The sequence below is a fragment of the Bacteroides gallinarum DSM 18171 = JCM 13658 genome (genome assembly GCF_000374365.1).
GTDB lineage: Bacteria > Bacteroidota > Bacteroidia > Bacteroidales > Bacteroidaceae > Bacteroides > Bacteroides gallinarum.
The window spans coordinates 21,792-43,898 of record NZ_KB894145.1 but is presented as its reverse complement, the minus strand read 5'-3'; the positions used below and the strand labels follow the sequence as shown (position 1 = coordinate 43,898).

Genomic DNA, 22,107 nt, shown 5'->3' with positions numbered 1-22,107 from the left:
GAGGAGAAACTATTATGGGGACAGTTTATGTATTTTTTGCAGACGGATTTGAAGAAATAGAAGCTTTCACTTCTGTCGATGTAATGAGACGTGCAGGATTGAATGTAGAAATGGTTACGGTAACTCCTGACGAGATTGTAACAGGCGCCCATGATGTGCCGGTACTTTGCGATAAGAATATCGTGAACTGCGATTTCTTCGATGCAGACTTGATATTGCTTCCGGGAGGCATGCCGGGTGCGGCTACCCTGGAGAAATGCGACGACCTGCGCAAACTGGTTTTGCGTTTTGCCGAGGAAAACAAACCGATTGCCGCCATTTGCGCCGCTCCTATGGTGCTTGGCAAGCTGGGATTGCTGGAAGGCAGGAAAGCCACTTGCTACCCCGGTTTCGAACAATACCTGAAGGGAGCCGATTGCACTGGAGCAATGGTTGAGAGAGACGGCAATATTATCACGGGAAAAGGTCCCGGCGCCGCAATGGAATTCGCTTTGGCTGTAGTAGAACTGCTGCAAGGCAAGGATAAAGTCGTCGAATTAAAAGAAGCCATGTGTATTTCTTGATTTATAACCTACGGTTTATGGGCAAGTACATGCAACACCGTACAACTACCGTAAATCCATATTATAAATCACCAATCATAAATCCCGATGTTACAGTACGCTCTGATTGTTGCCGGCGGTAAAGGCTTACGTATGGGGTGCGAACTTCCCAAGCAGTTTCTTCCGATAGGGGGGAAACCGGTATTGATGCGCACGATAGAGGCCTTTTATGCTTACAATCCGGAGATACGAATCATACTGGTGCTTCCGTGCAGCCAGCAGCCTTATTGGGCGGAACTGTGCCGGGAGCATCATTTCTCAATCCCGCATCGTATTGCCGACGGTGGGGAAACACGCTTCCATTCGGTGAAGAACGGGCTGGCCTTCGTCACGGCGCCGGGCTTGGTGGGAGTACACGACGGTGTCCGCCCTTTCGTGTCCCGGGAAGTGATAGCCCGTTGTTATGAGCTGGCGGCGGAGAAGCAGGCGGTAATCCCGGTGGTGGACGTGGTGGAGACAGTGCGCCATTTGACCGGAGAAGGGAGCGAGACAGTCTGCCGCGACGAATACAAGCTGGTACAGACACCGCAGGTATTCGATGCAGGCTTGCTGAAACAGGCTTATGAACAACCTTACACCCCGCATTTCACCGACGATGCCTCGGTGGTGGAGGCATTGGGCAACCCCGTTTTCCTGACAGCCGGCAACCGGGAAAATATTAAGATAACCACCCCCTTCGATTTAAAAATAGCTACTGCCCTTTTGGATTCATGTTCGATTTAACAACGCGTGACATAAAATACTTGTCGGGCGTCGGGCCGCAACGAGCTTCGGTGCTTAATAAGGAATTGGGCATCTTTTCCTTCCACGATTTATTATACTATTTCCCTTATAAATATGTAGACCGTAGCCGCATCTATTACATCCGTGAAATCGACGGTACGATGCCGTATATCCAGTTGAAAGGAGAAATATTAGGTTTTGAAACGGCGGGCGAGGGACGCCAGCGGAGATTGATTGCCCATTTTTCGGACGGTACGGGTATCGTCGACCTGATTTGGTTTCAAGGCATTAAATACCTGACAGGACGGTATAAGGTGCACCAGGAATATATCGTATTCGGCAAGCCCTCCGTTTTCAACGGGCGGATAAATATCGCTCATCCGGATATCGACCCGGCTTCCGAGCTGAAGCTCTCGGCTATGGGGTTGCAGCCCTATTACAATACTACGGAGAAGATGAAGCGGAGTTCGCTCAACTCGCATGCCGTCGAAAAGATGATGAAGAACATCGTCCGACAGCTAACCGAACCCCTGCCCGAAACTCTTTCGCCCGCTTTGCTGGCGGAGCACCACCTGATGCCGCTTACGGAAGCCCTTGCCAATATCCATTTCCCGTCCAGCCCGGATGCGCTGCGGAAGGCGGAATACCGTCTGAAATTCGAAGAGCTGTTCTATGTACAGTTGAACATACTTCGTTATGCCAAAGACAGGCAGCGCAAATACCGCGGTTATGTCTTTGAGAAGGTGGGCGGGATATTCAATAGCTTTTATTCCCGTAACCTCCCTTTCGAACTGACCGGCGCCCAGAAGCGTGTATTGAAGGAGATACGCCGGGATGTAGGCTCGGGCAGGCAGATGAACCGGCTGTTGCAGGGAGATGTGGGCAGCGGAAAGACATTGGTTGCGCTGATGAGCATGCTGATTGCGCTCGATAACGGGTATCAGGCATGTATGATGGCGCCTACCGAGATACTGGCAAACCAGCATTACGAAACGATTCGCGAGCTGTTGTACGGAATGGATGTCAAAGTGGAGCTGCTAACCGGCTCGGTGAAGGGAAAACGGCGGGAAGCCATTCTTACCGGTCTGCTGACGGGGGATGTGCAGATACTTATCGGTACGCATGCCGTTATCGAGGATACGGTAAGCTTTGCTTCACTGGGCTTGGTCGTAATCGACGAGCAGCACCGTTTCGGCGTAGCCCAGCGCGCCCGCCTATGGAGTAAAAGCGTGCAACCGCCCCATATATTGGTAATGACAGCAACCCCCATACCGCGTACCCTGGCAATGACGCTTTACGGCGATTTGGATGCGTCGGTCATCGACGAACTTCCGCCGGGACGAAAACCGGTTGCCACTATTCATCAGTTCGATAACCGCCGCGAAAGCCTGTACCGCTCTGTCCGCAAGCAAATCGAGGAGGGGCGGCAGGTGTATATCGTCTATCCCTTAATCAAGGAAAGCGAAAAAATAGACCTCAAGAACCTGGAAGAAGGCTACCTGCACATCTGCGAGGAATTCCCCGATTGCAAGGTCTGCAAAGTACACGGCAAGATGAAGCCTGCCGAAAAAGATGCGCAGATGCAACTGTTCGTTTCCGGCGAGGCACAGATAATGGTTGCCACTACGGTAATCGAGGTAGGAGTAAATGTGCCTAACGCCTCGGTGATGATAATAGAGAATGCTGAGCGCTTCGGGCTTTCCCAGCTACACCAGTTGCGCGGGCGTGTAGGACGCGGCGCAGACCAGTCCTATTGCATCCTGGTTACCGGTTATAAATTGGCGGAAGATACCCGGAAGCGCCTGGAGATTATGGTACGTACCAACGACGGTTTTGAAATAGCCGAGGCCGATTTGAAACTGCGCGGGCCTGGAGACTTGGAAGGAACGCAGCAGAGCGGCATCGCTTTCGACCTGAAGATAGCGGATATAGCCCGCGACGGGCAGCTCTTGCAGTATGTCCGCGAAGTTGCCCAGGCCGTTGTAGACAAAGACCCCGATGCCTCCCTTCCCGAAAATGAGATACTGTGGCGGCAACTGAAGGCATTGCGGAAAACGAACGTCAATTGGGCGGCTATTAGTTGAAAAACGGTTAAACATACGTTTTATTTACACAAATATGTTGTTAAACATATTTGTGGTGTATTTTATTTATTATTAGGTATTTATCTGTTATTATCCGTCTCTTTTATCCTTCCCTCTTCAAAAAAATAGTTAATGAGGCAGGCATCTTTTCGGAGAGAAATGTTACCTTTGGGAGAATTTTTGGAAATAATCAGGATATTCGCGTAAAACAGGTGTAACCCGTTCTCGGAATGTGCTCTGCGGATATCGAAATGAATGACGAAACGGAATGAATTTTAATTGGATTAGAACGGCTTTATTAGCGGCAACGGCAATGGTCTGCCTGAACTCTTTCTCTCAGGATTTGATTGCCCGTCAAGCTCCTATCGACAGAAAACTCAAGAGTGTGGATTCATTGGCTTTACAGAAACAAATCCGTGCGGAACAGGCATTGTATCCGGGGCTGGATTTGTATCCGAGCTGGAACAATGAGTTCGTACAGGCCTATGGCAATGCTATCGTGCCGGAAAGCTATACTTTCGACCTGAAAGGCTTCTGCATGCCTACCGAACATACCCGCATCACCGATGTATTCGGCTACCGCCCCCGTAGAAGAAGGGCGCATTACGGCCTGGATATCAAGGTATATGTAGGCGATACGATTCGTGCGGCTTTTGACGGTAAAGTACGTATCGTAAAGAACCAGGGTCGCCGCGGATATGGAAAGTACGTCGTTATCCGCCATGATAACGGTTTGGAAACGGTTTACGGACACTTGTCCAAGCAGTTGGTTAAGATAAACCAACTGGTAAGAGCCGGAGAGCCGATTGCATTGGGCGGTAACACCGGACGTTCCACCGGTTCGCACCTGCACTTCGAAACCCGTTTCCTGGGAATTCCCATTAATCCCGCATTGATGTTCGACTTTGAAAAGCAGGATATCGTCGCCGATTCCTATACCTTCCATAAAACGAAGAAATCTTCCGGTACGCGTAGCCTGGCGTCGGGCGAAGGCTTGTTCTACAAAGTCAAGAAAGGCGATACGCTATCCAAAATCGCAGCCCGTCAGGGTACGAGCATAGATAAACTTTGCAAGCTGAACCGTATTACGCGGAGAACGATTCTCCGTCCGGGACAGGTATTGCGTTGCTCATAAAACGGAAATACTCTCTAAACGTAAACAATCTCTATACGGGAGGGCACTTTAATATAATTTAGAGTGCCCTCTTTTCTTTTTTCTTTAATTATTCCTAACTTTGCGGTCTATTTGTAAGGATATGAAAGATACCAAGCAACAATTTGAGCACGTCATTGCTATTTGTCGTGATTTGTTTTCCAAGAAACTCCATGATTACGGCCCGGCATGGCGCATTCTTCGCCCGGCTTCCGTAACCGACCAACTATTTATTAAAGCCAACCGCATCCGGAGCATCGAAACCAAAGGAGTAACCCTGGTGGACGAAGGAGTCCGTTCGGAATTCATGGCTATCGTCAATTACGGCATTATCGGCCTGATACAGTTGGAGCTGGGGTATGCCGAGTCTGCCGATATAACGAATGAGGAAGCAATGGTACTGTACGATAAATATGCAAAAGAGTCGTTGGAATTGATGCTTGCCAAGAACCACGATTACGATGAGGCATGGCGTAGCATGCGCATCAGTTCGTACACCGACCTGATATTGATGAAGATTTACCGTACGAAACAGATTGAAAGCCTCTCCGGCCAGACATTGGTTTCGGAAGGCGTCGATGCCAATTATATGGACATGATTAATTATTCCGTGTTCGGTTTGATTAAGATAGAGTTTGGAGACTGAAAGAAAACATATCATCAAGCTTGTCTGGGTAAATGCCTGCCGTTTTCTGCTGGCTGCGCTGTTCATTTTCTCCGGATTTGTAAAGGCAGTCGACCCGCTCGGCTCTTTTTATAAGATTCAGGACTATCTGACGGCGTTCGGCATGATTTCATGGTTTCCCTCCTACCTGCCGCTATTTTTTGCAGTAATCTTATCGGCAGCAGAGTTCTGCGTGGGTGTATTCCTCTTTTTCGGCGTGCGCCGGAAGATTGCAACCACACTGGCACTCCTCCTCATGGCTGTAATGACTCCGCTGACGCTTTACCTTGCCCTGGCGAATCCCGTGTCCGACTGCGGATGCTTCGGCGATGCCTGGGTATTGACGAACTGGCAGACATTCGGCAAGAACATCGTACTGCTGGTGGCGGCGATAACCGTATTCAAGGATAGGAAACTCATCATCCGCTTTATTACCTTGAAAATGGAGTGGATGGTATCGTTATACACGATTTTGTTTGTTTTTGCACTCTCCGTCTATTGCCTGGAATATTTGCCGGTATTGGACTTTCGTCCTTATAAAATCGGGGTGAATATAAAGGAGGGCATGGAAATGCCCGAAGGTGCGAAACCGAGTGTATTCGAAAGCCGTTTCGTACTGGAGAAAGACGGTAAACTTCAGGAATTTACGCTGGATAATTACCCGGACAGTACGTGGACATTCGTCGAGGCACGCACCGTATTGAAGGAAAAAGGTTACGAACCGCCCATTCACGACTTCTCCATGATAAGCGTGGGTACGGGCGAGGACATCACCGACAGCGTATTGGCAAGTAAGGGATACACTTTCCTGCTGGTGGCGCATCGGATAGAGGAAGCCGACGACAGCAATATCGACCTTATCAATGAAATCTATGATTATAGCGTGGAGCATGGCTACGGCTTTTATGCCCTGACTTCCTCGCCGGATAAGGAAATCGAGGCATGGCGCGAGATAACCGGTGCGGAATATCCGTTCTGCCAAATGGACGATATCACCCTAAAGACGATTATCCGTTCCAACCCCGGCCTGCTACTGATAAAAGACGGTACAATCCTGAATAAATGGAGCGATAACCAGCTTCCCGACGAATATGTGCTGACCGACAGCCTGGATAAGCTGGAACTGGGACAGCAAAAACAAGAGAATAATTTGCATACTATCGGATACGTATTATTGTGGTTTATCGTACCTTTGACGCTGGTTCTCGGTATCGACATTCTGGTAGTCAAACGAAGGGAAAGGAAAAGCAGGCTTTCCAATCCCTGAACAATCGGATAGTAAACAATGAATCAATCGAATAGTAAATCATAAAATAGTGAATGATAAGCTAATCGGATAGTAAATCGTAAAAGAGTAAACAGTAAGTCAATCGAAATAGTAAATCATTAAATAGTGAACGATAAGCTAATCGAATAATAAATCGTAAAATAGTGAACAATAAATCAATCGAATCGCAAATCAATCGAATACTAAATACATTAACCCTTTAATAATTAAAACAAAATGAGAAAAAACATTGTTGCAGGAAACTGGAAAATGAACACAACCCTCCAGGAGGGTATTGCTCTTGCAAAAGAAGTGAATGAAGCATTGGCTGGTGTAAAGACCAATTGCGAGGTAATCATCTGTACCCCGTTTACCCACCTCGCCTCTGTCGTTCCCGTGGTAAGCCCTAACATCGGTGTCGGTGCGGAAAACTGTGCAGACAAGGCATCGGGTGCATACACCGGTGAGGTGTCGGCTGCTATGGTTGCTTCGACCGGCGCTAAGTATGTAATCCTCGGACACTCCGAACGTCGCGCTTATTACGGCGAAACGGTGGAAATCCTGGAAGAAAAAGTGAAATTGGCTTTAGCCAACGGACTCACCCCGATTTTCTGCATCGGCGAAGTGCTGGAAGAACGCGAGGCCAACAAGCAGAACGAAGTCGTTGCCGCTCAGCTCGCATCGGTATTCTCCCTGTCTGCCGACGACTTCTCAAAGATTATCCTGGCTTACGAGCCGGTTTGGGCTATCGGTACAGGCAAGACTGCTACCCCGGCACAGGCACAGGAAATCCACGCATTCATCCGTTCTGCCGTCGAGAAGAAGTACGGCAAGGGAATCGCTGAAAGCTGCTCTATCCTCTACGGCGGTAGCTGCAAACCTTCCAATGCGAAGGAATTGTTTGCCAACCCCGATGTAGACGGCGGTTTGATTGGCGGAGCCGCTTTGAATGCATCCGATTTCAAGGGTATCATCGACGCTTTTAATTGATAACAGAGAGTTGGAAGTTGCCGTAACGCATAGCGTAACCGACTTCCAACTCTTTATGTCCGTATTCGGCTTTAGGAACTCCGGGCTTTTACTGCAAGAGTTTCGAGCCAGTTTTTAACCGTATAAAAACACCCTTTTATGAAGAAACTCGGTTTACTTTTAATCGCATGTTTTGCTTTTGCCGCCGCATCCGTTGCGCAAAATAACATTATAAAGAGCCTGGAACGCAATGTACCGGGGCAGGGCAAGGTATCGATACACCAGGATGCCCGTATCGGGGCGCTAATCGGTTCGGAATACATTCCTGCCGGTCCGGAAGAACAAAAAGTGATTAAAAGTTCGGGCTATCGCGTACAGGTCTATGCCGGCAACAATACCCGCCAAGCCAAGAACGAAGCCTATTCGGTGGCTTCCGATATAAAAGAGCGTTTCCCCGAACTTCCCGTTTACACCTCTTTCAACCCGCCCCGTTGGTTGTGTCGTGCAGGCGATTTCCGCAGTATCGAAGAAGCGGACGCCATGATGCGCCAGTTGCGTGCTACGGGCGTTTTCAAGGAAGTGTCGATTGTGAAAGACCAGATAAACATCCCTTTGTAATTACGAATTACTAATTGCCGAACCAGTCCGACCGGGTTGGACTGAAAGCATAAACCTGAAATCCTCTCATGTTAGGAAAAGAAGAAATCGTATCTCCTTCATTGAATGAATTGAAAGAACATTATCATCGTATATTGACTTTACTGGGCGAAGACCCCGGGCGCGAAGGCCTGCAAAAAACACCGGAACGGGTGGCGAAAGCCATGCTGACACTGACTAAAGGATACTCCATGGACCCGCACGAAGTGCTCCGCTCCGCCAAGTTCAAGGAAGACTACAATCAAATGGTAATCGTGAAAGACATCGATTTCTTCTCCCTCTGCGAGCACCATATGCTACCCTTCTACGGAAAGGCGCATGTAGCCTATATCCCCAACGGCTACATTACCGGCCTGAGCAAAATCGCCCGTGTGGTGGATATCTTCTCCCACCGCTTGCAGGTGCAGGAACGCATGACCTTGCAGATAAAAGAGTGCATCCAGGAAACGTTGAATCCCCTGGGCGTAATGGTAGTTGTAGAGGCAAAGCACATGTGCATGCAGATGCGCGGCGTAGAGAAGCAGAATTCGATAACCACCACCTCCGATTTCACAGGCGGTTTCAACCAAGCCAAGACGCGCGAGGAGTTTATGAACCTGATTCGCCATAACTCGTAAATACCGCCGCCGGCAGCCGGGGACGGACACTCCCCTTATTTGAACATCAGTCTTTTGTCCTCCTCGGCAAATAACACGGCAGTATTTACCAGCGCCAAATGGGAATAGGCCTGCGGGAAGTTGCCCAATTGTTCCTTCGTTTCGAAGTCGATATCCTCGCTGAACAGCCCCAGGTGGTTCGAATAGTGGAGAACCTCATCGAACAGGCAGCGCGCCTCGTCTTTGTCGCCGATAACGTACAGTGCACGAATCAGCCAGAAGGTACAAATCGTAAAGGCCGAAGAAGGGCATCCGAAGTCGTCGCGGGTATTATAGCGGTACATCAGCCCCTTGTGCAGCAAAGCCTTCTTTACAGCTTTCACCGTCTTATGATAGTGAATGTCGTTTGCGTCGATAAATCCGTAAGGCTCCATGAGCAGCAGGGAAGAGTCCAAGTCCAGGTTGTCGTACGCCTGGGAGAAACTCTGTATCTCCTCTTTCCAGCCATTCTTCATCACATCCTTCTTGATATCTTCCGCTTCTTCCTCCCAACGCCTGCCGTACTCGTATTTGTTCAGGAGGCGGGCTATGCGCGCTCCCCTGTCCAGGGCTACCCAGCACATCACTTTGGACGAAACGAAATGCTGTCCTTCCCCTCTTATCTCCCAGATTCCCTTGTCGGGCTTCCTCCAGTCCTCCATGACGGTCATCATGATACTTTTCACCATTTCCCACATATCCTCTATCTCATCCAGAGTACCCGGCATCAACCGGTAGTATTGGTAAATCAAGTCCATGAGGTAACCGAACGAATCGTTCTGTAACTGATGATAAGCATCGTTGCCGATACGTACCGGCTGTGAATTCTTATAACCCGACAGATGACTGAGAATAACCTCCGTCAGCTTCCTTTCTCCGCGGATACCGTACATAATCTGGTAAGTATCGTGCTGGGCAACGAAAGTGGACTGTATGAACTTCATGAATTTGCGGGCGGCATCGGCATGACCTATCTTGAAAAGAGTCTCGATAGACATCGACGCATCCCGCAGCCAGCAGAAGCGGTAATCCCAGTTCCGTACCTCGCCCACCGCTTCGGGCAGGCTGGTGGTGAGGGCTGCCAATACAGCCCCGTTGTAAAAGGACATCATCTTCAGGGTGAGCAGGCTGCGCTCTATGATATCGTTGTAAACCGTGAACTTTTTGGTACGGTCTGTCCAGTTCAGCCAGTACACCAGCGTGCGGCAATACTCCAGCTTCTCGCGTTCGATGTCGATAGGGATTACCTTCTCGTTGTACGACAGAAGGAAGAACTCGTCCTTCTCCAATACGAACTCCCGGTGCTCTACGATATCCTGCAACGGCAGGGAAGAGTAGAGATACTGCCTGTCCTTGTTGTTGGAAGAAGAATACGTTTCGATGTACCGGGAAGTAACGTTGAAGAATGCCTTGCCACGCGCATAGTCGGGAGCCGGATGATAATCGACCCTGATGCGCGGGCGGCCTTTAATCCAGCGGATATACCGGTAGACCTCTGCCGGGCGGTAATACTCTTTATTGTCGTATAGCTCGTAGCAAGGCATGAAGTCCACCACGGCAAACTCGTCCCGCTCCGATACGAAAGTCGTGGAAAGAATGTTGGTATGGGGCACATACGACTGGACGGTATGGTAATCTTCCGACACTTCGAAGCCGAAAGAGCCCCCTTTCTCACGGTCCAGAAGGGCAGCGAAAATGGAAGGCGAGTCGAAGTTAGGGAAACATAACCATTCGATGCTCGCTTTCTCGGAAACCAGCGCTGCCGTGCAGCAATTGCCGATAACACCGTAATTCAGATTATTCATGGCGGTTCGCTCTTATAATATTATTGGTTTATTATCCGTTTAAAGAAATCTACGGCCGACGACAACTGGCCTTTCAGGCTGTTTTTCAGGCTTGCCTTGCCGCTGTTGCCATTGGCAAGCTGTTGCAGGAAAGGCAGCGTGTCCGTCTGTGCGGGCAGGTTGTAGCGCGCACTCTCGGATGCCGTGCCTATTTTCACCGTAACGGCGGTGGGAGGAACCGCCTTGAACATGTCGTCGTCCGTGGTATCGTCTCCCATTGCCAGGATAAAGTCGTACCGGGTGGTAAGCAGTAGCCTGTTCACTTCCGAGCCCTTGGTGTATTCGGGAGACTTTATCTCTATCACCTTGTTGCCCTGCATGATTTGCAGGCGTTGTTTCAGGCAAATGGATATCAGTGCGTTGACTAATTGCTGTGCACGCAATGCCCCTAACCATGCGTCGGCTTCGCGGTAATGCCACACCAGCGCCGTTTCTTTGATTTCGAGGTGGGAGCGGGGAGTCCTGTTTACAAAAAGCCTCAGTATGGACAGCAGTCCCGGGCTCCATTCCTGCGTATGTATATTCTTGTGCCATACGCCATTCTCCTTATAGAATGCGCCGTGCTCGGCAGCGAAAGATACGGGCAGGGCGCCCAGCCATTTTTCCAGGGTGAAGTGGTCGCGACCGCTGTTGATTACCACATGGTTCAGAGGGTCTGCGGCAAGCCTCTGCAACGTGTCCAGCAGTTGCGGAGTGGGCGAGGCGTCCTCCGGCTTTTTCCGGAAGGCGGCGAGCGTTCCGTCGTAATCCAGTAAAATCAGGCGCTTCCTGGCATGGAGATACCGGCGCTTGATTTCCTCCATATGCTGCGGGCTTATCTTCTTAAGGCGCATTGCCTTGTTCTTGAGCGCCGCCTCCTGCCATTCGTTCACGAAATCGGCAGCCCATTTATTGACGGTCTGTACGGATACGATAGCCTGCATGCGGTGCATCCGTTCCTTCTGCTCCTCCACCGGCATCTCCAATGCCCGGCATATGGCGTTCTCTATCTGCTCCGTGTCGTTGGGGTTAACCAGCAAGGCATCCGTCAGCTCTACGGCAGCGCCGGCCATTTCGCTCAGCACCAGCACGCCGGGGTTGTCTTGCTTGACGGCGATGTACTCTTTGGCAACCAGGTTCATGCCGTCGCGCAAAGGTGTCACCAGCGCTATGTCGGCAATGAAATACATGGCGGCCAATTCTTCGAACGGGAAACCGTGGTAAAGGTAACATACCGGCGTCCAGTCCATGGTAGAGTACCGTCCGTTGATAGAACCTATCTCTTCGTCGATTCGTGTTTTCAGTTCGGCATAGCTGCCTACGTGGTCGCGCGAGGGAACTATGACCATGGTAAGCGTCACCTTGCCGTGATATTCGGGATGATGCTCCAGGAAAGAAGCGAACCCGTAGAGGCGGTGCAGTATGCCCTTGCTGTAATCCAGGCGGTCTACCGACAGGATAAGCTTATGCTTGCCGTACAGGGAGCGGGTACGCTCTATGGCGTCCCATACATTCTTCTGTCGCGGGGCATTGTGGTAAAGCTCGTAGTTTACCCCCATCGGCAGCGCATCGACGCGCACGATGCGGTTGCCCATACGTACTTCGTCCAGGCTGAAATCCACATGAAGCACACGCTCCGCCGCACTGATGAAATGGCGCATATAGTCGTGCGTATGGAACGCAACGAAATCGGCTCCCAACAACCCTTTCAGTATCTCGGCACGCTCGGGCAGAATGCGGAACAACTCGTACGACGGAAACGGGATGTGGTGGAAATAGCCGATATGCAGCCCGGGGAACTCGCGGCGGAGCATCTCGGGAAGCAACATCAACTGGTAGTCCTGCACCCAAACCCAGTCGTCCGGCCCTACCAGCCGGCAGATTTCCCGGCAGAACAAAGCGTTTACTTCCTGGTAAGCCTGCCAGAAGCTTTTCTTGTATTGCGTATATGCAAAAAAATAGTGGCATAGAGGCCATAGTGTGCTGTTGCTGTATCCTTCGTAATAGTTGCGGTATTGTCCGTCGGACAGAAAGACCGGGTGGAAGTTCATCTCCTCCAACTGGCGGCGGATATGCTGCTTTTCCTCCTCCTTGTCCGTGCAGATGCCAGGCCAGCCTACCCAATGTTTCTCGTAGTCGCCTTGCAGGGAATCCAGTCCGGTAGCCACTCCTCCCTCGCTGCGCGAAAAGATGAAAGTATCTTCTTTAGCGGTAGCCTTCACGGGCAGTCTGTTCGATATGATATACAATTTCATGGTTATGCGGTTCTTTTGCCGGATAAAGGGCAAAAGTCGTACCAATAATCGTAATACATTTATTATCAAATAAATGCGCCGATAGGGATACCTGTAAGCTTTTTCAATATGGAAGGCTCTTTTCTATAATGGAATAGGCTGTTGCGGCAATACCCGCATCAGTGCAATACCACCCGGTCGCCCAGGCGCTTCGCCATGATGCTCTGTATCTTGCGCATTTCGTTGTAGCGCGCCATGATGTCGGTGCATTTCTGCTCGTCGTTGGCAACGGCGGGGTCTTGCAACGCATACATCATGTGCTTTAACTCCTCGCTGACAATCGCATACTTGAAGTTAATCATCAATGCGGGCACTAATTCGTAGAGGCGCTCCTCGTCGGTCACTATCTTTTGGGTTTTCGAGTGATATTTGCTCAGTTGGTAACGGTTGCTGATAAGCTCCACGCTCAGTTTGCTGATAGTCGTGTCGGGATGTGCAAGGAAGTAACGCTCGGCAATGAACCCCTCATCGTGTATGTGTGCAGCGGCTTCGGTCAGGATTTGCCGGTGCAGCGGGTTATGGAACGAGAGCTCGTCCTCCTTCAGGTCGCCGACTACGTATTCGATAACGCTTACGGGAATTTCCCGTCCCTCCTCGTCGGCAACGTTGCACATTATCTTTTCGCCGTAGCGCACAATCATCTGTAAAATCAACCGTTCGTACTTATAGAACTCCTGCCCTTCCTTTCCTTCCTGCGGGATGAAAGACACATAATTGTCCTCCGGCGGAAAAGGTGTGTCCGTTTCGCCTCCGGTAGTTCCACTGGCGGGTGGCGGAGCCCCTTCTGCCGTTGCCGGAGCAGTGGTGGCGCTACTTCCGGTTTCCGTCCGGGCGTTTTCTGCCGGTTTTGCAGCAGCAGCCCTGCGTTCCCTTTCTATCTGCTCGGCACGTTTCTCTGCCTGCATCTCGCGCCGTTTGGCAACTTCCGATACGAGCAGCTTGTCCTCTACACGCAGTAATTGGGCGCACTCCTTGATATATACGTCGCGTGTAATCGCCTCGGGGATAACCGAGATGCTCTGTACGAGATTGCCGATTAGCTGGGCGCGCTTGATAGGGTCTTTGCCGGCATCTTCCAGCAGCAGGTTCGTCTTGAAACGGATAAAGTCCGTTTCGTGTTCCTCTATGAATTGCCGGAACTCCGTCGAATTGTGCTTGCGGGCAAAAGAGTCCGGGTCGTCTCCGTCGGGCAAGAGGCATACCTTGATATTCATGCCCTCCTCCAACAGCATGTCGATACCCCGGATAGATGCCTTGATACCGGCGGCGTCGCCGTCGTAAAGTACGGTCATGTTGTTTGTGAAGCGGTGAATCAGGCGGATTTGCCCCGGTGTAAGCGCCGTACCCGAAGAAGCCACCACATTCTCTATACCGGACTGGTGCATGGATATGACATCGGTATAACCTTCCACCAGGAAACAGCGGTCTTGCTTTACAATGGCTTGCTTGGCAAAATAGATGCCGTACAGCTCGTTGCTTTTATGGTAAATCTCCGATTCGGGCGAGTTGACATACTTCACCTTCACCCCTTTGGTAGCGCTGGCAAGCACGCGCCCGCCGAATGCCACCACTTTTCCCGACAAGGTATGTACGGGAAAGATGACGCGCCCCCAGAAGCGGTCGCGCAGTTGGTGGTCGTCCGTTTCGTAGCAAAGCCCTGTCTTGAGGAGGAATTCTTTCTTATACCCTTTTTTCAATGCCTCCTGCGCCATAGCGTCATGGCTTTCGGTGCAATATCCCAACTGGAATTTCTCGATGATGTCGTCGCGGAAGCCGCGGTTGCGAAAATAAGCCATACCGATGCTGCGTCCGTCCACATGGTTGCGCAGGATATTCTGGAAATAGTCGCGGGCAAACTGGTTGACGATGAAAAGGCTTTCGCGTTCGCTCTGAGCGAGCTTTTCCTCGTTGGACAGTTCCCGCTCCTTGATTTCGATGCCGTATTTCTTGGCGAGGTATTTCAGCGCCTCGGGATAAGACATCTGCTCGTGTTCCATGATGAAATGTACGGCATTGCCCCCTTTGCCGCAGGCGAAACATTTGCACAGTCCTTTGGCGGGAGACACGTAGAATGACGGCGTCTTATCATCGTGAAACGGGCATAGACCCACATAGTTCACTCCGCGCTTCCGCAGCGTGACGAAATCCGATACGACATCGTATATTTGTGCCGCATCCAGGATTCTGTCTATGGTGGGTTGGTCTATCATATAAAGGCGGTTTGTTGGGTGTGCAAAGATAGCAAAAATCCCGCATACAATTAATATTCTTACTTTTTTGTACCGTGCGGCAAATAAAATCTTATTTTTGTTTCATGTAATAAATAAAAACTTACCTTTGGTGTCTGTAACTGTATAGATTAAAACAAATCGACACGATGAAAATGCTCAAAAAAGCAATATTGTCAATGCTTGCTTGCCAAAGCATTTTGGCCGGACTGTCGGCACAAACCCTCAGCGGCAAGCTGGTGGATGAGAAAAATACTCCGTTGCCATATGCCAATGTGGTACTGTTGGCGCTTCCCGACTCGGCTTTCGTTATGGGAACCACAAGCGGGGAAGACGGCGCATTCAGCCTGAACGCAGTAACAGAGAACCGGATAGTGCGCATCTCCTCCATAGGCTATACCACCATGTACCGGCCGGTGTCTTCCGCCGATATGGGCGTCATACAACTCACATCGGATGCGCAATTACTGAATGAGGTAACCGTAAAAGCCGACCTGCCCAAGATGCGCCTGAAAGGCGACGCGATGATAACTACCGTTGCAGGCAGCGTCCTGGAGAAGTCGGGAACCGGAAACGACCTGCTCGACAAGATACCGGGAGTATCCGCCGAAGACGGTGCGGTAAACGTGTTCGGGCGGGGCGCTGCGGAAATCTACATCAACGGCAGGAAGATGCGCAACAGCTCGGAACTCGACCGACTGTCGTCCGACAACGTAAAGAGCGTGGAAGTGGTACGCAATCCAGGAGCACGCTACGACGCTTCCGTGAAAGCTGTCGTGCGTATTTTTACCAAGAAGCCGCAAGGCGAGGGTTTCGGCTTCGACAACCGCTTCTTGTCGCGCCACCGGCGTACATACGGCTGGACACTCTTCGACCAGTTCAACTTCAACTACCGGAAGGGCGGCTTCGACCTTTCAGGTACTTTGATAGGCAGTAAGTTCCGTGGCGGAAACAATCAGCAAATGACTTTTGATACGCACCTTGACAAGCTATGGCAGCAAAAAATGGACGGCACATACGCCAAGACGGAAAACAGCAATGTGGGAGGAGCGCTCTCCATGAACTACCAATTCAACGACAAACATTCGATGGGAGTGCGTTACGACATAGACCGCTACATGAATACCTTCGGCGATTGGCGCTATCTGACGCAAGTATTTAGCGATGGGCAACTCTATGAGAAGAGTGACAGCCGGATGCTGCTCTACGACCCCTCTACCTGCCACAACCTGAATTATTATTACAACGGGCAGCTTGGCAACTGGAGTATCGACTTCAATGCCGACGGACTGTGGAGTCCCACTGAAGAGGCGCAGCACACAACGGAAATCGTCGACGGGGGTACCGAAAACCACATCAACACCTTCAACGAAAACAAAAGTACGCTTTACGCCGCCAAACTGATACTTTCGCACCCGCTGTGGCAAGGCAACCTGTCGTTCGGCGGTGAATATTCGCACACGAACCGCACCAATCTCTACCTCAATACGGAAGGTATTCTGGCGGATGACAACAGCCGGATAAAGGAAGGAGCCGTATCGGCATTCGCCGACTACGCCCGTTCTTTCGGCAGTGTAAGTGTGCAGGCAGGCGTCCGCTACGAACATGTGGCTTTCGACTACTACGAGCAGGACAAGCGCATAGATGTGCAAAGCCGTAAGTTCGACAACGTGTTCCCCTCGCTGAATATCAACTTCCCCGTCGGAAAGGTGCAGATACAGCTCAGCTATGCCGGAGACATCACCCGTCCGTCCTACGACAACCTGCGGAACAGTACCTATTATGCCAACCGCTATACCTATCAGACCGGAAACCCTTTCCTGACACCCACAATCACCCAGAACGTGATGCTTGCTTCCTCTTACAAATGGCTGAATTTCTCCGTAGGCTACAGCCGCGTCAAGGACGACATCATGCAGATGTCGGAAGCTTACTCGGACGACAATCCTACCATTTCATTGCTGACAGTGGTTAACACCGATTCCTACGACCGCCTGACGGCATCGCTTACTTTGGCGCCGACTATCGGGCTATGGAAGCCGCAATTCTCGGCGGAATTGTACAAGCAGTGGTTTTCTTTAGAGGGATACAACGGCCGGATTTCGCTAAGCAACCCCTATGTCACACTGGTGTGGCGGAACAACTTCTCATTGCCCGCCGGGATATTGTTCGATGCGAACGCCGTCTGCACCACTCGTGGTCACACACAGAATATGTATATGCGGAGGGTGTCGTGCGATGTATCCCTATCTCTGTACAAGGCGTTCCTTAAAGACCGGCTGAGCGTGCAGTTGCAAGCGAGCAATCTTTTGGAGACTAATGATGTGGATGCGGTTATATATAGCGGCATACGCACTATGGGCGACTATATATCCGAATTCCGGCGGGTAAGCCTCACGTTGCGTTATAAGTTCAATGCGGCGAAAAGCAAATATAGGGGAGCCGGCGCGGGAGACGGGCAGAAGAGCCGGCTGTAAAGGGGAGAAAGGAGTTAGGGGGGCAAAGTGCACTTGATGATTTCTTTCGGGCACGGATTACCCGGATTTTCTTTATTCCTTTTCCCCCTAACTCCCATTATCATCTAATCTTCCCTCTGATTTTAGTCAGGTATTTCTTCATCCCTTCCGCATCCTTATTGTTGATGATTTCCAATAACTGTTTGAGCTCCAGACGTATATTTTCTACTTGTCCGGGCGTACGGGGATTGAACAGAATTTCCTGGAGCAGATAATCGTCCTCGCTCAGCAATCCTTTGGCAATGGCCATATGCTTTTTAAAAGTCGTTCCCGGGGCTTCCTGATGCTTCATGACCGCTGCGAACACAAAGGTGGAAACGAAGGGGATAGACAGGGAGTAGGCTACCGTTTCGTCGTGTTCGTCGAAGGTATATTCGAAGATATTGAGCTTCATGGTCTGGTACAGGTCTTTGAAAAAGATTTTTCCCAGGTGGTCGCCTTCGCTGATGATAATGGCGTTCTCCGTATTCAGGTTGCTCAAACTGGCAAAGGTGGGGCCGAACATGGGGTGCGTCGAAACATAGCGGAAACCGCTTTCTTCGTAGAATTTTTTCAGTCCCGTCTTTACCGAGGCAATGTCGCTGATGATGCAATCCTTCGGCAGTACGGGCAACACCTGGCGGAAGGCTTCCAGGGTATATTTCACCGTAACGGCATTGATTACCAGCTCCGGTTCGAACTCCTTGATTTCTTCCAGCGTAGTGAAGCGGTAGGTGTTGTAGACAAAACGCAACTGGTGCGGGTTGACGTCGTACACCGCTGTCTCGTGTTGGAAACTTAAAATATCCGTAAAGAAAGAGCCCATTTTTCCGGCTCCGAGTATTAATATTCGCATGATTTCGGTTGTTATGATTTCACCGCAGAGGACACAGAGTTCTTCAGACAGAAGAACAAAAGAATAAATTCTGTTGTGTCGCACAAACGACATGTTTCCGCATAGTTTCTGTCTCTTTGCCTTTCTGTTCCTATGTCTTTCTGTTCTTATGTCCTTCTGTTCTTTTGTTCTTCTGTCTTTTCTCTTTTTTCTTTTTTCTTTTTTTGTCTGAAAAGCAATAAATCTCTCCGAGAACAATCTAAAAAACTCTGTGCTCCTCTGTGGTGAAAACTAATTTGTCATTTATTAATGATTTCCATTTGTTGGCGTACGCTCTCCTCGTGTATCGCCTCGAACACTTTCTTGATAAACTCGGAATCCATGCCGCAGAGCGAGCCTTGCGAACCGCGTTTTTCGAGAATTTCGTTATAACGTCCCGTTTGCAGAATCGTCATGTCGTGCTCTTTCTTGTACGTGCCGATTTCACGTGCCACACGCATCCTTTTAGCCAGCTCCTGGATGAGGTTGTTATCGCACTCGTCGATTTGCTTGCGCAGTTCGCTGAGGTTTTCGGTGCTCTGCGTGTCCTTGCGGATAACGAGCAGGTTGAGGATATAATCCAGCACATCCGGGGTAACCTGCTGGGCGGCATCGCTCCACGCACAGTCCGGGTTGCAGTGGCTCTCGATAATCAAGCCGTTGAAACCCAAGTCCATTGCCTGCTGGCAGAGTGGGGCAATCAATTCGCGCTTCCCACCGATATGGCTCGGGTCGCAGATAATGGGCAGGTTCGGGATACGGCGGCGCAGCTCGATAGGAATGTGCCATTGGGGCAGGTTGCGGTAAAGCTTTTTGTCGTAACTGCTGAAACCGCGGTGAATGGCGCCGAGACGCTTTAACCCGGCATTGTTTATGCGCTCCAAGGCGCCTATCCATAATTCGAGGTCAGGGTTTACGGGATTCTTTACCAATACCGGGATGTCCACGCCTTTCAGGGCATCGGCTATCTCCTGCACGGCAAAGGGGTTGGCGGTGGTGCGTGCGCCTATCCAGAGTATGTCTATGCCGGCTTTTAGGCATTCGTACACATGCTTGGCGGTAGCTACCTCGGTAGAGACGTACATGCCCGTTTCCTGCTTTACCTCTTTAAGCCAGGGCAAGCCCTCCACGCCGATACCTTCGAAACCGCCCGGCTTGGTACGGGGTTTCCAGATGCCCGCACGGAATATCTTCATTCCTTTGGACGCCAACTGCCTGGCAGTGTCCATAACTTGTTCTTTCGTCTCTGCACTACACGGCCCGGAGATAATCAAGGGGCGTTTGTCCTCGATGCCCGGCAATAAAATCGATTCTAATTCGAGTTCCATATTCTTTATTTGTTTAATTATATTCTTAATTCCATGTATATTTTCCGGTTGTTGGCAACCCTGCCGGGAATGCCTTCCGAAGACCGGTTCGGGAGATTTACTAAAACAGGGTCGGTCTTTTAGTAAATCCTTGCCGGAGTTTTAGTAAATCTCCGGCCGGGTTTTAGTAAAACGTTTCCCTCCTTTTTCCGGAGGGGGAAGCGCTTGTAAGGATATTACTTCATCGCTTCGATGCGTTTCAGGGCTTCCGCCAGTTTGTCGTCCTTGCAGCAGAGCGAGATGCGGATGTACCTCTTACCGTTGCTGCCGAAGATAAAGCCCGGAGTGATGAATACCCGTGCCTCATGCAGTACCCGTTCGGTAAGCTCCTCCACATCGGCACAACTGTCGGGTATCTTGCCCCAAAGGAACATGCCCACCTGCTTTTCGTCGTACGTGCATCCGAGCGCATGCATGATTTCACCTGCCAGGCGGCGGCGTGCACGGTAGTTTCTGTTGTTGCCTTCGTACCACTCTTCGCCTGCTTCCAGGGCGGTGGCAGCCGCCAGTTGCATGGCGCGGAACATGCCGCTGTCTATGTTGCTTTTCACTTTCAGAATCCATTGTACGAAGTCTGCATTGGAGGCGAGCATGCCGATACGCCAGCCCGGCATGTTGTGGCTTTTGCTCATGGAGTTGAACTCGATGCAGCATTCTTTGGCTCCCGGCACGCTGAGGATGCTGGTGGGATGCTCGTTCAGGATGAAGCTGTACGGGTTGTCGTTAACGATGACGATGTCCTTGCGGCGTGCGAAGTCCACCAACTTCCGGTAAAGCTCCGGGGTGGCGTTCGCTCCCGTGGGCATGTTGGGGTAGTTGGTCCACATCAGCTTTACGCGGCTCGTATCCATTTTTTCCAGCTCGTCGAAATCGGGCATCCAGCCGTTTTCTTCTTTCAGGTCGTAGTTCACCACTTCGGCGCCCAATATCTTGCTTAGCGAGGTGTAGGTGGGATAGCCCGGATTGGGAACCAATACCTGTTCGCCGGGGTTGACGAATGCCAGCGTAACATGCAGGATACCTTCCTTAGAGCCGATAAGCGGCTGTATCTCCGTATTCGGGTTCAGTTCCACCCCGTACCACCTTTTGTACCAGCCGGCAAAGCTGCGGCGCAGTTCGGGAATGCCCACATAGGGCTGGTAACCGTGTCCGTCGGGATTGTGCGCTGCCTCGCAAAGCGTCTGTACGGTGCTCTCCGAAGGGGGCATGTCGGGGCTGCCGATGCCCAGGCTGATTACGTCCTTGCCTTCGGCATTCATCTGTGCCACTTCTTTCAGCTTTTTAGAGAAGTAGTATTCGCTTACGCTTGCCAGCCGGTCGGCAGGCTTTATTTTAGATATTCGATTTTCCATCTTCGTATTCTCCTAATATTTTAAGTTCTTTGGTAAGTGGGGTGATAGCCACGATAGATTGTTTGTATTTCAGTACGTTGTCGAAAACCACGTCTACGTAGAACTGGTATTCCCATTCGCGCCCGATGATAGGCAGCGATTGTATCTTCGTCAGGTTGATACGGTAGAAGGACAGGATAGACAATACTTGCGAGAGGCTTCCCTCCATATGCGGCAGTGTGAATACCATGCTTGCCTTGTTCACTTCCCTGTTGCGGTGGCGGTTCAGCTCGTCCACTTGCCAGGGGTCGGCCACTACCAGGAAGCGGGTGAAGTTGTGTTTGTTGGTTTCGATGCTTTCCTGCAACACCTTCATGCCGTAACGCTCGGCGGCTGCTTTGGAACAGATTGCGGCGTGTCCTTTCAGGTTCTCTTTCTTGATAATTTCCGCGCTGAGGGCGGTGTCCTCGCCTTCCACTACTTTGATGCCGGGGTGCTGTCCGAGGAACTCACGGCATTGCATCAGGGCGATAGGGTGGGAATTCACCTCGGTAATATCGTCCCAGTCTTCGTCGGGCAGGCAGACGAAGCTGTGCGAGATGCGCAGTTTATATTCGCCTACAATCTGTGCCCCGCTCTGGCGCAGCAGCTCGTTGTTGTGCAGCAGGCTGCCTGCAATGGTGTTTTCTATCGCCAGCATGCCTATGGTCTGGCTGTCTTTCTTGACAGCGGCGAATACGTCCTCGAAGGTGGCGCAGCATATTAGCTGTATTTCTTCTCCTTCGAAGTACTTGTGTGCGGCAATGTCGTGATACGAACCTAATGTTCCTTGAATGGCTACCTTTTTCATTCTGTCATTATTTGTTTTCTTAGTTTATGCTACAAAAAAAATCCCGCTTCCATACAATGGAGCGGGATTTCATATATTGCTTGATTCTCTA

Annotated in this window: 17 protein-coding genes; 10 read left to right on the top strand and 7 right to left on the bottom strand. The window is 50.7% G+C overall.

What is annotated here, in order from left to right; translation table 11 throughout:
• Nucleotides 1-14 precede the first annotated feature (14 nt).
• From C233_RS0115540 to folE, 9 genes are all read left to right on the top strand, one after another.
• Nucleotides 15-563 (top strand): DJ-1 family glyoxalase III, encoded by a 549-nt coding sequence (locus tag C233_RS0115540; protein ID WP_018668485.1) that lies wholly within the window; start codon nucleotides 15-17, stop codon nucleotides 561-563.
• An 87-nt stretch (nucleotides 564-650) separates the two neighbouring features.
• A complete protein-coding gene (locus tag C233_RS0115535; protein WP_018668484.1) occupies nucleotides 651-1,325 on the top strand; it encodes a 2-C-methyl-D-erythritol 4-phosphate cytidylyltransferase in 675 nt (224 codons plus the stop codon).
• On the top strand, nucleotides 1,313-3,409 hold the full coding sequence (recG, locus tag C233_RS0115530; RefSeq protein WP_018668483.1) for an ATP-dependent DNA helicase RecG: 2,097 nt from the start codon (nucleotides 1,313-1,315) through the stop codon (nucleotides 3,407-3,409). The genes C233_RS0115535 and recG overlap by 13 nt, the downstream gene beginning before the upstream one ends.
• Nucleotides 3,410-3,677: 268 nt before the next feature.
• Nucleotides 3,678-4,544 (top strand): M23 family metallopeptidase, encoded by an 867-nt coding sequence (locus C233_RS0115525; protein WP_025068956.1) that lies wholly within the window; start codon nucleotides 3,678-3,680, stop codon nucleotides 4,542-4,544.
• Nucleotides 4,545-4,665: 121 nt separating this feature from the next.
• Nucleotides 4,666-5,208 (top strand): DUF1599 domain-containing protein, encoded by a 543-nt coding sequence (locus C233_RS0115520; protein ID WP_018668481.1) that lies wholly within the window; start codon nucleotides 4,666-4,668, stop codon nucleotides 5,206-5,208.
• Nucleotides 5,198-6,493 (top strand): BT_3928 family protein, encoded by a 1,296-nt coding sequence (locus tag C233_RS0115515; RefSeq protein ID WP_018668480.1) that lies wholly within the window; start codon nucleotides 5,198-5,200, stop codon nucleotides 6,491-6,493. The genes C233_RS0115520 and C233_RS0115515 overlap by 11 nt, the downstream gene beginning before the upstream one ends.
• Nucleotides 6,494-6,730: 237 nt before the next feature.
• Nucleotides 6,731-7,483 (top strand): triose-phosphate isomerase, encoded by a 753-nt coding sequence (gene tpiA / locus C233_RS0115510; RefSeq protein ID WP_018668479.1) that lies wholly within the window; start codon nucleotides 6,731-6,733, stop codon nucleotides 7,481-7,483.
• A 138-nt stretch (nucleotides 7,484-7,621) separates the two neighbouring features.
• Nucleotides 7,622-8,080: an SPOR domain-containing protein gene (locus C233_RS0115505; protein WP_018668478.1), complete on the top strand. Its 459-nt coding sequence runs from the start codon at nucleotides 7,622-7,624 to the stop codon at nucleotides 8,078-8,080.
• A gap of 68 nt (nucleotides 8,081-8,148) precedes the next feature.
• Nucleotides 8,149-8,736 carry a GTP cyclohydrolase I FolE gene (gene folE, locus C233_RS0115500; RefSeq protein WP_018668477.1) on the top strand — a complete coding sequence of 196 codons (588 nt, stop codon included), beginning with the start codon at nucleotides 8,149-8,151 and terminating at the stop codon, nucleotides 8,734-8,736.
• Between the two features lie 35 nt (nucleotides 8,737-8,771).
• Here the strand turns inward: folE and C233_RS0115495 are convergent, their stop codons facing one another.
• From C233_RS0115495 to dnaG, 3 genes are all read right to left on the bottom strand, one after another.
• Nucleotides 8,772-10,559 (bottom strand): glycoside hydrolase family 15 protein, encoded by a 1,788-nt coding sequence (locus tag C233_RS0115495; RefSeq protein WP_018668476.1) that lies wholly within the window; start codon nucleotides 10,557-10,559, stop codon nucleotides 8,772-8,774.
• A 20-nt stretch (nucleotides 10,560-10,579) separates the two neighbouring features.
• Nucleotides 10,580-12,832: a bifunctional alpha,alpha-trehalose-phosphate synthase (UDP-forming)/trehalose-phosphatase gene (locus C233_RS0115490; RefSeq protein ID WP_018668475.1), complete on the bottom strand. Its 2,253-nt coding sequence runs from the start codon at nucleotides 12,830-12,832 to the stop codon at nucleotides 10,580-10,582.
• A gap of 158 nt (nucleotides 12,833-12,990) precedes the next feature.
• Nucleotides 12,991-15,081 (bottom strand): DNA primase, encoded by a 2,091-nt coding sequence (dnaG, locus tag C233_RS0115485; RefSeq protein ID WP_018668474.1) that lies wholly within the window; start codon nucleotides 15,079-15,081, stop codon nucleotides 12,991-12,993.
• A 167-nt stretch (nucleotides 15,082-15,248) separates the two neighbouring features.
• Between dnaG and C233_RS0115480 the strand changes: the two genes are divergently transcribed.
• A complete protein-coding gene (locus C233_RS0115480; protein ID WP_026314884.1) occupies nucleotides 15,249-17,576 on the top strand; it encodes a TonB-dependent receptor in 2,328 nt (775 codons plus the stop codon).
• Between the two features lie 100 nt (nucleotides 17,577-17,676).
• On the opposite strand, the gene C233_RS0115475 is transcribed toward C233_RS0115480, so the two are convergent.
• The 4 genes from C233_RS0115475 to C233_RS0115460 form a co-directional block, all read right to left on the bottom strand.
• Nucleotides 17,677-18,450 carry a prephenate dehydrogenase gene (locus C233_RS0115475; protein WP_026314883.1) on the bottom strand — a complete coding sequence of 258 codons (774 nt, stop codon included), beginning with the start codon at nucleotides 18,448-18,450 and terminating at the stop codon, nucleotides 17,677-17,679.
• A 278-nt stretch (nucleotides 18,451-18,728) separates the two neighbouring features.
• Entirely contained in the window at nucleotides 18,729-19,796 is a 1,068-nt protein-coding gene (locus C233_RS0115470; protein ID WP_018668471.1) for a bifunctional 3-deoxy-7-phosphoheptulonate synthase/chorismate mutase type II, read from the bottom strand.
• 215 nt (nucleotides 19,797-20,011) lie between these two features.
• A complete protein-coding gene (locus C233_RS0115465) occupies nucleotides 20,012-21,187 on the bottom strand; it encodes a pyridoxal phosphate-dependent aminotransferase (RefSeq protein ID WP_018668470.1) in 1,176 nt (391 codons plus the stop codon).
• The gene (locus C233_RS0115460) at nucleotides 21,168-22,016 is read right to left on the bottom strand and encodes a prephenate dehydratase (protein WP_018668469.1); all 849 of its coding nucleotides are present in this window, start codon (nucleotides 22,014-22,016) and stop codon (nucleotides 21,168-21,170) included. The genes C233_RS0115465 and C233_RS0115460 overlap by 20 nt, the downstream gene beginning before the upstream one ends.
• Between the last annotated feature and the right edge of the window lie 91 nt (nucleotides 22,017-22,107).